Below are 12,642 nucleotides of genomic sequence, written 5' to 3'. Positions count from 1 at the left end.
AGGCTACAACAATAGATTTGCTAATCATCAATTATAACGATTAGCAGTTAACCTACTATTCATACCTCAATGCCTCCACTGGATCTAATTTCGATGCTTTTTTTGCAGGATAATAGCCTGAAACAATTCCGACCAAAACACAAAGTGCGAAACCTCCGATAATAAAAAACCATGGAATAATGAAAGCTCCACCCATGGCAAGCGATATCACGTTTCCTAAAACTATCCCCAGAAATATTCCCAGCACACCTCCCATTAAACAAATTACCACAGCTTCAATTAAAAATTGACGACGAATAACCTGCGGATTAGCACCAATAGCTTTTCTAATTCCTATTTCTCTTGTTCGTTCAGTAACACTTACCAACATGATATTCATTAATCCGATTGATGCGCCCAATAATGTAATAATACCGATGGCAACTCCTCCAATGGCTACGAAAGCAAGGTTTTCAAATAAGGTTTGAGCAATCGCATCACTTTTAGTGATTTCAAAATTATTCCCTTCACCAATTTTTACCTTGCGAATATTTCTAAATAAAGCAGTTGATTCTCCAATTACATTTTCCTGGTCGTTATTATCGCCAACCATCACTGTAATGGTATAAGAAGGATTGGCGTTGGCATTAATCTGTTTGGCTTTAAGCAAGGGAACGTAAACAGCCCTATCGCCACTAAAACCCATACTCGAACCTTTTTTTGCCAAAACCCCTATAATTTTAAATCGATTATTCCCAACGTTTATCAATTTATCCATCGGATCAGAATCTTTAAAGAGTCTTTCTACCACCTCACCACCAACAATGCATACATTGCTTCCCATGGCAACTTCCGATAGTCCAAAATTTCGGCCTTCAGATAAACTTAAGCCCTGTGAAGCCAAACCATTTTCATCAATACCTTGTACATTAATGTTGGGGTTGGTTTTTAGCGTACCATATTTAACCGTAGAACCACCACTTGCAAAAACACTTACCGCAACAGTAGCTGGTGCAACTAAGCCTTCTTTAAATTTAGTTGCATCCTCATAGCGGATAGATTTAAATGGTTTTGGTCTTTTTCCATTTCCAATCCTAATTCCTGTACCACGGTTTCTAATGGTGAATGAGTTAGCGCCCATGCTACTAAAAGCATCTGTCATACTTTTCTTTACAGCATCAAGTGTAGTTAAAATACCAACCAAGGCCATTAAACCTATTGCAATAATTAGGGCAGTAAGCATGGTACGTAAACGATTGCCCTTAATAGATTCTAATGCCAGTCTGATGTTTTCTCTGTAGTTCATTTAGTATTGCGCTAAGCGTTTGGCGGACAAAGCCTGTAAAAATAAAAAAAGTCCCGATGTTTAGACAAAGGGACTGCACTATATGTTACAATATTATTTTATTTATGCCGAGAAGCTTGTTCCGCAACCACAGGTACTCGTTGCATTTGGATTAACAAATGTAAAACCACGTGAGTTTAAGCCATCTTGCCAATCAATCATCATACCCATCAAATACATTTGGTGTGCTTTGTTCATGAAAACTTTAATGCCATCGATAAAAAATTCCTGATCGCCATCTTTCTTTTGATCAAAACCTAAAATATAATTCATTCCAGCACAGCCACCACCCTCAACGCCAACGCGTAAACCATAATCTTCGCTAATTTCCTGCTGATCTTTTAATTTATATAACTCTTTTGCTGCACCTTCTGAAAAAGTAACTGGTGCAAATGATGTATCAACTGTTGTGCTCATGTTATTTAAATTTTATCTGTTACAAACTTAGATAAATTGCTTTTATATAAATAATAATTAACATCATAAAAAAGCAATTTATCGTTCTCTCCTTTACCATTGAGAATATGTATTCTTAGAGGAAATATAAATAATAATGCACATTTTTGCTTTTAACGGATGGTTAATATTACCGTATTTAAACAATAGCATGAATATTCAACAAGTTTTAACTGATATAGTAATCTTATTTGCAGGTATCTTTTTAGCCTTAATGGCGCTTTACTATATATTGAAGAACGATATACAACGGTTTTTTAACCTAAAAAATATTGAACTGAACAAAGAAAGTAGAGCGCATTTATTGCCTTTACGTTTGCAGGCGCATGAGCGATTAATCATTTTTACCGATAGAATCAATCCTGCAAATTTGCTGGTTCGCTTGCATCAGCAAGGAATTGGCATTGGAACTTTGCAGGCCGGCATTTTAAATGAAGTACGTTCGGAATATCAACACAATATTACCCAACAACTATATGTGGATAGTGTGACTTGGACTGTTGTTCGAAAACTTAAAGATGATACCATTGCCATGATAAACAATGCTGTACAAGGTCTGCCTGCTGATGCAAATGGAATTGAATTGAGTAAAGCAATATTGCAGCACATGGCCAGCATCGATGAAAATCCATACGATTTGACAATAGAATTAATCAAAAAAGATATTCAAAAAATGTTTTAATGGCTAGTTGTTTAGATATTTGGTTTTTTGGTTGGTTTGATGGAGGTGTTTAGGTGTTGTTAATCTTATATATTTAATAATTTAAAAAAGCCGCGATAACCAAATAACGAAAAAACTAATCAACCAGAACAACCATTATGAGCGATAAAAAACATACTACCACTTCTGGCATTGAGATAAAAGAGATTTATACCTCTACCCAGCCAATGGAAGAAAAAGCGGGTGAATTTCCTTTTACACGAGGGATTCAGAAAGATATGTATCGCGGAAAATTATGGACCATGCGTCAGTATGCAGGTTTTTCAACTGCCGAAGAATCAAATAAGCGTTATCATTATTTATTGGCCCAGGGAACAACTGGCTTATCTGTAGCTTTTGATCTGCCTACGCAAATCGGTTACGATTCTGATCATGAAATGGCTGATGGAGAAGTAGGAAAAGTTGGGGTAGCGATTGATTCGCTAAAAGATATAGAGATCCTGTTTGATGGAATTGAGCTGAAAAACATTACTACTTCAATGACCATCAATGCCACAGCATCTATTCTATTGGCCATGTATATTGCCTTGGCTAAAAAGCAAGGGGCAGATTTAAAGCAAATTTCAGGAACCATACAGAATGATATTTTAAAAGAATATGCCGCAAGGGGAACCTATATCTATCCGCCAAAGCCATCTATGCGGTTAATAACCGATATTTTCGAATTCTGCAGTCAGGAAGTGCCAAAATGGAATACGATTTCCATATCTGGTTATCACATTCGAGAAGCAGGATCTTCTGCCGTGCAAGAATTGGCCTTTACTTTAGCTAATGGGAAAACCTATTTAAAAGCGGCACTCCAGAAAGGCTTGGATATTAATATTTTCGCAAAACGATTATCATTCTTTTTTAACTGTCACAATAATTTCTTTGAAGAAATTGCAAAATTTAGGGCAGCTCGAAGAATGTGGGCAAAAATTACCAAAGATTTAGGAGCTACAGATGAAAAAGCACAAATGTTGCGTTTTCATACGCAAACAGGTGGCTCAACATTAACCGCCCAGCAACCATTAAATAATGTGATAAGGGTAACTAACCAGGCTATGGCTGCAGTACTTGGCGGAACGCAATCACTACATACCAATGGTTACGATGAGGCGCTTTCACTGCCAACGGAAGCTGCTGCCAAAATTGCTTTACGTACACAACAAATTATTGCCTTTGAAAGTGGAGTAACCGATACGGTCGATCCTTTGGCAGGTTCTTTCTTTGTAGAGAATTTAACTGATGAGGTAGAGGCTGCGGCCTGGGCGTACATCGATAAAATTGATGCGATGGGCGGATCGGTAAATGCCATTGAAAGCGATTATATGCAGAATGAAATTGCAAGCGCATCCTATCAATATCAAAAGGAAATTGAAACTGTTGAGCGCATTTCAGTTGGGGTAAATAAATTTACACAAGCAGAGGAAGGGTTAACAGAGGTTTTTAATATCGACGACTCCATACGTGTACTGCAGACAGAAAAATTAAATCATTTAAAAGCAGAACGAAATAATGAAGAAGTGCTAAATGCCTTAAATGCATTGGAAAAAGCTGCAACCGGGAGCGAAAACCTAATGCCTTTCATTATTGATGCTGTTGAAAAATACGCCACACTTGGCGAAATAGCCGATGTATTGCGTAAAGTTTTTGGAGAATATTAGTGATTGAAACTATTTTTTAAAGTAGATCAGGTTTTAAATGAAGCTTCGACATTTCAATAGTAAATCTTCTGTATGCGTTATGAACGAAAACGGAAAATATTACCACAGTTTTTGCCAATTAAACGGGATGGAAGCGGCAGCTTTTTATTTGTATTAAAATAATGGCTTTGATAATCAGCTTTTTGGTAGTTTACAAATAAAAACTATAGCATACAGCCCGGCTTGCTTCTGTAATGGCTTAGATTTTGCTTTTCTAAATAGGATTCGAAATTATGCCTCAATATGAGCGTTAGATAGGTAGAATGTGGAAAACTGGTGTTAATAAATAGTTATCAACACAAAAAATTGAGGTTAACTAGGCTACCCTATTCCTTATCAGTACGTTACGATTTATTTGAAATTTTTGTTTAAAATGTTGATAATTTTCTCAATATTCGTAGTCCCGAAACGGACCATCCTATTATTTCGAATCGGCACTGTAAACCAATAAATTAAAGAAATCGCAATGGAAAAAACTTGTACCGAAGTATGGAAGAACTGTCTTCAAATTATTAAGGATAACATCCCGAACCAAAGTTTCAAAACCTGGTTCGAGCCTATAACAGCCCTTAAATTGGAAGGTAAGGTTTTAACCATACAAGTGCCAAGTTTGTTCTTTTACGAATGGCTTGAAGAACATTACGTAGGCTTGCTACGCAAGACTGTGAAAAAGCAACTTGGAGAGGATGGCAGGTTGGAATATAATATCGTTGTTGATAAATCATCAAACAGTGGTAGCCCGTATACCACCAATATGCCATCAAACGGAAATGGGGCAGAGGCAAAAGTACAATCTATGCCAATTCCTGTTTCGATCAACAAGGATATCAAAAACCCTTTTATTATCCCTGGATTAAAAAAATTAAATGTTGATCCACAATTAAATGCCAATTATACTTTCGAAAATTATATCGAGGGAGATTGTAATCGTTTAGCTCGCTCTGCAGGTTATGCTGTTGCTGCCAAACCAGGAGGTACTTCTTTTAATCCGTTAATGATTTATGGCGGCGTTGGTTTAGGTAAAACGCACTTGGCACAAGCAATTGGTAACGAAATTAAACGGAGCATGCCAGATAAGCTGGTTATTTATGTAAGCTGCGAAAAATTCTGCCAACAGTTTGTAGATTCATTAAAGAACAATACCATTAACGATTTCGTTAATTTTTACCAGGCAATGGACGTAATCATTATGGATGATGTACATAACTTTGCAGGTAAAGAAAAAACACAAGATATTTTCTTCCATATTTTCAACCATCTACATCAATCAGGCAAACAGGTTATCTTAACATCTGATAAAGCACCAAAAGATTTAGCAGGTTTGGAAGAGCGGTTGTTGAGTCGTTTCAAATGGGGCTTATCAGCAGATTTACAGATTCCTGACTTGGAAACGCGTATTGCGATTTTAAGAAAGAAAATGTACGCTGATGGTATTGAATTACCTGGTGAAGTGGTAGAATATGTTGCCCATAATATCGACAATAATGTTCGTGAATTAGAAGGGGCGATGGTTTCTTTATTGGCTCAAGCTACATTGAACAAGAAAGAGATCGATTTAGCGTTAGCTAAACAAATGTTAAAGAACTTTATAAAAAATACTTCGAAAGAAATTTCGATGGAGTATATCCAAAAACTGGTTTGCGAATATTTTGAGGTTCCGGTTGATATGGTTAAATCGCAAACACGTAAACGTGAAATTGTGCAGGCCCGTCAAATTTCAATGTACCTTTCAAAAAGCCATACTAAATCATCTTTGAAAACAATTGGTGCTTTCTTTGGCGGTCGCGATCACAGTACTGTGATTTACGCTTGCCAAACCGTTGAAGATTTAATTGATACAGATAAAAAATTCAAGGCTTACGTTCATGATATTCAAAAGAAATTAAAAATGAGCTAATTAAATTTTAAAATAGGGGGTATGATTTTGAGAAAAAATCTATCTTCTTATTGATTCATAAAAATAAAAAAGTCCTGATTTGAATCTTCGAGGGCACTGAAAAAGTCCTTGTCTAAAATGTCTTATTAAATATCGAGAAAAAACGGCAGATAAGGACTCTTAGAATCGTCTAATTGCAAAATAAAACTCAAGCGACTGCGAATATCACAAAGAAAAGGGCTTATGGAATAAAAAATTCATAAGCCCTTTTTCAACTGGTAGTTTTTCAGTGCCCTCGAAGATTCAAATCAGGACTTTTTTGTTTAAGCGAGTTATTGTTTTCTTGTAATAGTTGAGATTAGTTCTCATTTACATGCTCTAGTGCCAGCAAGCCATAGTGTAAAGCTGCTACGTGGATGCATTGAGCAATCTTATTTTCTTTGAGTAATTGTTTTACTTCATCGACCGTGTATTCTTCAACATTAAGAATTTCGTGCTCATCTAAGTGCTGCTCGTGGGTTTTTACTCCCCCAGTTAATAAATAAGTAAAAGTTTTATTGGTTGATGTCGCCGGATTGGGGTAAAGTTCTGCAATAAGTTTACAGGTTTTAAACGTATAACCAGTTTCTTCTAACAATTCTCTCTTAATACCAGTTTCAGGGCCTTCATCTCCATCAATTACACCTCCTGGCACCTCTAATGAAATAATATCTGCAGCATGACGATATTGCCTCACCATGATAATTTTACCTTCTTCCGTTAGTGCAACGGCTGATGCCCAATCTGGATATTCCAAAACAAAGTAATCGTCTTTTATGCTTCCGTTTGGCAGTTTAACTTCATCTACCCTTAAAACCGCCCATTTCTCTCTCACTAAATATTTAGAGGCAAGTTTTTGCCACTTTTCTATTTTGGTCATAAATATCGTCAGTTGTAAATCAAAAATCTTAAATTAAATATATTGCTGTATGTTTTTCTGCCGATGTAAATTAACCAAATGTACAATCTTATGCTTATCTGAAAGATATTGATAAATTAAATTCAACTTCGGGGCAACCAGCTTATTTCTTTCTTCGGTAACTCCTAATTAATAATATAAGAATTCGCTCAACGAATCTAATTTCTCTGGAGGAAGATTTGCTGATTCCAGCCAATTTTCAAAATCTGATAAGTTGCTGCTTTCCAAAATATCAACTGGCAGAATAAAACTTTTCTCCATCGTTTCATCAAACATCACTTGAGCATCTTTTAATTTGCCTTCCAGTTTTAAGCCCATTATTCGGGCTAAAACCTCGGCAAGTTTCTGAATCTCCGCTGTGATTAAATCTTTTCTGTACATTTTTAATTTGAGGTTAAGGTTAGCATTTTATTTATCAGGGCAGATTTCGTAAATCTTCAATCTAAAGTCGTAAATCTAAACTACCAGCTGCCGCTAGAGCCACCGCCTCCGAAACTTCCGCCGCCAAAGCCGCCAAATCCACCGCCACCTCCAGAAGAACCTCCTCCGAAACCACCGCTTCCCCAACTGCTTCCACCACGACTTCCGCTTCCGCTGCCAAAAAGCATGGCCCAAAACAATGCATTTGAAGCACCACGTCCGCCAATAATTTCGCTGCCACCACCTCCGCCGCCTTTTCGCATGATAATGATGATGATAATCACAATGATTATAATTACAGCAACACTGCCGATGCCGCCTTTTTTACCAGATGCAGAAGTTCGGGGTTTATCGTTCTTGTACTCACCTTTGGTATATTTTATAATTTCCGTAGTCGCTTGGTCTAGGCCGGTATAGTAATCGCCATTTCTAAAATTTGGCTTAATATCTTCATCTATGATGCGTTTTGCGTAAACATCAGGTAAAGCGCCTTCAACACCGTAACCGGTTTGAATAGAAATTTTTCTGTCGCCAACGGCAACAACAATCATAATTCCATTGTTTTTGCCACTCTGGCCAACGCCCCATTTTCTACCCAATTCTACAGCATACTCATTTATATCATAATCACCAACCGATTTCAATATTGCAATTGCAATTTGAGTGGAGGAAGAATCATCAAAAGCAGTCAGCTTTTTTTCGAGCATTGCTCTTTGTTCAATAGATAAAACGCCAGAATAATCATTAACAATGGTTGATGGTTTTTCAGGGAAATCTTGAGCAAATCCAAAAGCAAATAAGAAGGTAAATAAGGATAACAGGAATAATTTTCTCATCGCTTATTTATTTTGTTTATTATCCATATACACAATATCATTAGGGAGTTCATTTATATCGCCCTTATTTGGAGGGAAATATAATGCCAATTTCTCTCCTGCTAAAGCAACTCCAGCAATAATTCCATCAGCTAAATCGCCCTTGGCAAAATGGGCAGTCATCGCAATTTTGGTGGTTTCCCAAAAATTTTCAGGTACTACACGGTTTATTCCTACATCACCGATGATGGCAAATTTGTGATCAACGTGGGCTAAATAGATCAAAACACCGTTTCTCTGTGATGTTTTATCCATATTCAATTCTGCGAAATATTCAGTAGCACGTTCAAAGGGATCAATTGCACAATTTTTGTCTATTGCAATTCTAATTTCTCCTGATGTGGCTTTTTCGGCATCCGCAATTGCCTTTGCAATTTTATCTTGTTCTAAATCTGAAAATAACGACATGTCTTTATTATTAAGAAGTAAAAAGGGTAATGTTTGTTCAATTAATTAAACAAGCATTACCCTTAAATGTTATAATCAACTAATTAGAATTCTACTTTTGGCGCATCTTTAGCAGTTGCATCAGCCTCGAAATATCCTTTCGCTTTAAAGCCAAACATTCCAGCAGTCATATTAGTAGGGAACGACCTAATTTTACTATTATATTGTTGCACCGCATCATTAAAATCCTTACGGGCAACAGTTATTCTATTTTCTGTACTCTCCAATTGCGCCGATAAATCGCTAAATTGTTGTGTTGCTCTTAATTCAGGATAATTTTCTGTGATGGATAGTAATTTACCCAACGCCTGACTTAATTGTCCTTGAGCAGCCTGATATTTTTGAATATTTTCTGGTGTTAAGTCATCTGCGTTTACCGTCATTTGCGTTGCTTTAGCACGGGCTTCAGTTACAGCTGTTAATGTACCTTGTTCAAATTTAGCAGCACCCTTTACTGTTGCCACCAAGTTTGGTATTAAATCTGCACGTCTTTGATATTGGGTTTGAACTGTTCCCCATTTCGATTTTACATTCTCATCAAGTTTAACCATGCTGTTGTATCCGCATGAACTTAAAGTGCTAACTGCAATCACAGCAGCTAAAATTCCAAATACTAATCTTTTCATTTTTATGGTTTTTGTCTATTGTTGTAACTGAATTTTATCCAATTTACAAATTAGATATCAAATTGTATGCCTTTGTTACATTTCTATAAAATTACTGACAGATTGTGCGTAACTATAATTTGCTTGGCAAATGTGATATTGTTTATTTATCTCAATTCATTGTATCTTTGTATTCATTCAGGATAAAAACCTGACAAAATATATGCAAAAAGATCTCGAAATTACGCTGCTCCCTCATCAAGTTGATCAAGCAGATGTTATTAACACCAAAATAGCAGAAGGCTTAAAACTTCCAGAATCAAGTATTAATGGCTTTGAAATTTTAAAGCGCTCTATCGATGCCCGTTCTCGAAAGGTTATTTTCCGTCTTCAGGTGAGGGCTTTTATTGATGAAGAGCCTAATGTTGAAATTCAAGCCGTTAACTATCCAAATGTAAGTGAGGCAAAACCCGTTTTAATTATCGGTGCTGGCCCTGCCGGATTATTTGCTGCTTTGCAATGCATTGAAAATGGTTTAAAGCCGATTATCATCGAACGTGGTAAAGATGTAAAACAACGCCGCCGCGATTTAGCAGCCATAAATAAACAGGGTTTGGTTAATACTGAGTCCAATTATTGTTATGGCGAAGGTGGGGCAGGAACCTATTCGGATGGGAAATTATATACCCGATCCAATAAACGTGGCGACATTAATAAGGTGCTACAGGTTTTTGTTGATCATGGGGCCGAAAAGGATATTCTTATAGATGCTCGTCCTCATATTGGTACAAATAAGTTACCGCACATCATCACCTCGATTAAAGATACGATTTTAAATGCCGGTGGCGAGGTAATGTTTGATAGCCAGATGACAGATATTATCACCGAGTTTGGCAAAGTGAAGGGTATCGAAATTAATTTCGAGGATAAAATTTTAGCGGATCATATAATTTTGGCAACGGGTCATTCTGCCAGAGATGTATATGAACTTCTTCACAAAAAAAACATTTTAATCGAAGCTAAACCTTTCGCTTTAGGTGTTAGAATAGAACATCCACAAGAAATAATTGATTCTGCACAATATCATTGCGGTACAAGATCAGAATTTTTACCACCAGCGTATTATAGTTTGGTAGAACAGGTGGGTGCTCGTGGGGTATTCTCGTTTTGCATGTGTCCAGGTGGAATCATTGCTCCTTGTGCTACAGGTGAAAATGAAATAGTAGTGAATGGTTGGTCGCCCTCTAAAAGAAATAACCCTTTCGCAAATTCAGGAACAGTTGTGCAGGTTACATTAGATGATGTTCTGGGCTACGACCCATTGAGGATGCTAAATTTTCAATCGGAAATAGAAAAATTAGCTTTTGAGGCAGGTGGCGGTAATTTAGTTGCTCCCGCACAGCGGATGATTGATTTTGTAAACAATAAGCTCTCTATCGATTTGCCTAAGAATTCCTATCTTCCAGGTACAAAAAGTGTTATGTTAGATAACATTCTACCAGAATTTGTATCGAATAGTTTAAAGGCGGCATTACCATTATTTGGAAAAAAAATTAAAGGCTATTATACAAATGAGGCAATATTAGTTGGTGTAGAAAGTAGAACATCCTCGCCAGTTCGTATCCCACGCGATAAGGAAACATTTCAGCATCCACAAATAAAGGGATTGTATCCTTGTGCTGAAGGGGCTGGATATGCAGGTGGAATAGTTTCAGCAGCAATCGATGGAATCAATTGTGCCAATGCGATCATTAATGCATCATAAAAACTTTATAAACTTCGGGCTGTTACTTATTTATGCTCAATGTCACAAATGAAATCCAGAAAGCCTTTAATGGCGATGCTTGGCATGGAAACCATGCGATGCAAACATTAAATAACGTTAAAGCAGAAATTGCATTTGAATATTTTATACCCAATGCACATTCTATAGCAGAAATTGCACTTCATTTAATCTCCTGGACTGAAGAAGTAACTTCAAGGTTGATGGGGAATGTAGCATCCGAACCCGCATTGGGAGATTGGCCAATTCCAGAAAGCAAAACGGCCCAAGCCTGGGAGAAGATTATTTTTGATTTCAAGGTGGCGAATGAAGAATTAATCAGGTGCTGCGGCGAGTTAAAGAATAATCAATTCGATAATGAGTTGATAGATAAACTAAATCCAGCACTGGAAGCTGGAATTTCTAATGAAGAGTTATTAAACGGCTTGGTGCAGCATCATGCATATCATTGTGGCCAAATTGCACTACTTTCGAAGTTCGAGTAATATATTGAGTACTAAAAACAATCAAAATGAAAAAGACCTTAATTATTGGAGCCTCACCCGATCCATCTAGATATTCATACAAAGCCGCACATATGTTAAAGCGCTTCAATCATGATATTGTTAACATAGGAATCAAAAAAGGGGCAGTTGCAGACGTAGAAATCGAAAAGCCAGGTGAAATACACCACGATATTGATACCATTACTTTATATATTGGCCCAGCCTTACAACCACAATATCATGATTATATTATAGATACAAAACCCAAAAGAGTTATCTTCAACCCAGGTACCGAAAATTATGAGCTTGAAAAGCTCTTAGATCAGCATAATATCGAACCAGTAAGAGCATGTACTTTGGTATTGTTAAGTACAGGACAATACTAATTTATTTGGAAAGCACTGTCTCTACCATTATATAATTATATGGTAAGCATGGCTTCTCCCTCTGTTCCCTGCTTACCGCAAGTAGCCAGATCCACACGTTAACCCGTTATGGATTTTTCCAATCTCTTTATTTTAGCAATCACTGAAATAAAGTAATCAAGTGTCCCTGTATATACCTGTGGCCAAAAGGTTTTCCCGCCAGTCTATATGTCCTATATCTATATGGTTCAAAAAACCCATAACAACCTTATTGTTGCGACCTTTAGCTCAATTTCCCGCTGAATGGCCATTCCTCTACCTATACAACCTATAGAATATTAAACCCGGCACAAACCAGCAGACACATTTTCCGCTGTCCCGTAAACCTTGGCGAGACCCCTTATAACAGTTCACGCGTCCAAAATGTTCTTGAGGCCAACGATTTTTTTCCTTTGATAAACAGCGCCTTAGGGAAAACACGGGGAGAAAAGCGGTAAACTGTTTGGATGCCGCCTTTTTTTTTCTACTTTTGCATCCCGCTTCGGAGGAAACGGTTGTGAATGAAAAGATGGATCTGGGGGATGTGGGAAGGATAAAAGGCCAAAAATTTATTTCAAAATAAATTTGCGGTTGAGAAAAAGA

The 12,642-nt window shown here is 37.0% G+C and carries 13 protein-coding genes; 6 read left to right on the top strand and 7 right to left on the bottom strand.

Annotated features, from left to right (window positions below; genetic code table 11):
- Window positions 1-55: 55 nt before the first annotated feature.
- The gene (locus LUA91_RS19215; RefSeq protein WP_231427733.1) at window positions 56-1,285 is read right to left on the bottom strand and encodes an ABC transporter permease; all 1,230 of its coding nucleotides are present in this window, start codon (window positions 1,283-1,285) and stop codon (window positions 56-58) included.
- 102 nt (window positions 1,286-1,387) lie between these two features.
- The gene (locus LUA91_RS19210; protein ID WP_231427732.1) at window positions 1,388-1,741 is read right to left on the bottom strand and encodes an iron-sulfur cluster assembly accessory protein; all 354 of its coding nucleotides are present in this window, start codon (window positions 1,739-1,741) and stop codon (window positions 1,388-1,390) included.
- 190 nt (window positions 1,742-1,931) lie between these two features.
- Between LUA91_RS19210 and LUA91_RS19205 the strand changes: the two genes are divergently transcribed.
- From LUA91_RS19205 to dnaA, 3 genes are all read left to right on the top strand, one after another.
- Window positions 1,932-2,462: a hypothetical protein gene (locus LUA91_RS19205; protein ID WP_231427731.1), complete on the top strand. Its 531-nt coding sequence runs from the start codon at window positions 1,932-1,934 to the stop codon at window positions 2,460-2,462.
- 137 nt (window positions 2,463-2,599) lie between these two features.
- Window positions 2,600-4,147 (top strand): methylmalonyl-CoA mutase, encoded by a 1,548-nt coding sequence (locus tag LUA91_RS19200; protein WP_231427730.1) that lies wholly within the window; start codon window positions 2,600-2,602, stop codon window positions 4,145-4,147.
- Window positions 4,148-4,652: 505 nt separating this feature from the next.
- Entirely contained in the window at window positions 4,653-6,083 is a 1,431-nt protein-coding gene (gene dnaA / locus LUA91_RS19195; RefSeq protein WP_231427729.1) for a chromosomal replication initiator protein DnaA, read from the top strand.
- A 337-nt stretch (window positions 6,084-6,420) separates the two neighbouring features.
- On the opposite strand, the gene LUA91_RS19190 is transcribed toward dnaA, so the two are convergent.
- From LUA91_RS19190 to LUA91_RS19170, 5 genes are all read right to left on the bottom strand, one after another.
- Window positions 6,421-6,981 (bottom strand): NUDIX hydrolase, encoded by a 561-nt coding sequence (locus tag LUA91_RS19190; RefSeq protein WP_231427728.1) that lies wholly within the window; start codon window positions 6,979-6,981, stop codon window positions 6,421-6,423.
- A 168-nt stretch (window positions 6,982-7,149) separates the two neighbouring features.
- Window positions 7,150-7,401: a hypothetical protein gene (locus LUA91_RS19185; RefSeq protein WP_231427727.1), complete on the bottom strand. Its 252-nt coding sequence runs from the start codon at window positions 7,399-7,401 to the stop codon at window positions 7,150-7,152.
- Between the two features lie 80 nt (window positions 7,402-7,481).
- Window positions 7,482-8,276 (bottom strand): YgcG family protein, encoded by a 795-nt coding sequence (locus LUA91_RS19180; RefSeq protein ID WP_231427726.1) that lies wholly within the window; start codon window positions 8,274-8,276, stop codon window positions 7,482-7,484.
- A 3-nt stretch (window positions 8,277-8,279) separates the two neighbouring features.
- Window positions 8,280-8,723: a TPM domain-containing protein gene (locus LUA91_RS19175; RefSeq protein ID WP_231427725.1), complete on the bottom strand. Its 444-nt coding sequence runs from the start codon at window positions 8,721-8,723 to the stop codon at window positions 8,280-8,282.
- Window positions 8,724-8,806: 83 nt separating this feature from the next.
- The gene (locus LUA91_RS19170; protein ID WP_231427724.1) at window positions 8,807-9,388 is read right to left on the bottom strand and encodes a LemA family protein; all 582 of its coding nucleotides are present in this window, start codon (window positions 9,386-9,388) and stop codon (window positions 8,807-8,809) included.
- A 202-nt stretch (window positions 9,389-9,590) separates the two neighbouring features.
- Here LUA91_RS19170 and LUA91_RS19165 point away from each other — a divergent pair, with 202 nt between their 5' ends.
- Genes LUA91_RS19165 through LUA91_RS19155 form a run of 3 tightly spaced genes read left to right on the top strand, consistent with a single transcriptional unit; the run spans window position 9,591 to window position 12,021 of the window.
- Window positions 9,591-11,132, top strand: a complete 1,542-nt coding sequence (locus tag LUA91_RS19165) for an NAD(P)/FAD-dependent oxidoreductase (RefSeq protein WP_231427723.1) — start codon at window positions 9,591-9,593, stop codon at window positions 11,130-11,132.
- 32 nt (window positions 11,133-11,164) lie between these two features.
- Window positions 11,165-11,635: a DinB family protein gene (locus LUA91_RS19160; protein WP_231427722.1), complete on the top strand. Its 471-nt coding sequence runs from the start codon at window positions 11,165-11,167 to the stop codon at window positions 11,633-11,635.
- Window positions 11,636-11,661: 26 nt separating this feature from the next.
- Entirely contained in the window at window positions 11,662-12,021 is a 360-nt protein-coding gene (locus tag LUA91_RS19155; protein ID WP_231427721.1) for a CoA-binding protein, read from the top strand.
- The last annotated feature ends 621 nt before the right edge of the window (window positions 12,022-12,642 follow it).

This window comes from Pedobacter sp. Leaf250 (assembly GCF_920984735.1).
Classification (GTDB): Bacteria; Bacteroidota; Bacteroidia; order Sphingobacteriales; family Sphingobacteriaceae; genus Pedobacter.
The sequence above is the reverse complement of the archived record's forward strand: the minus strand, read 5'-3'. Positions and strand labels throughout refer to the sequence as shown.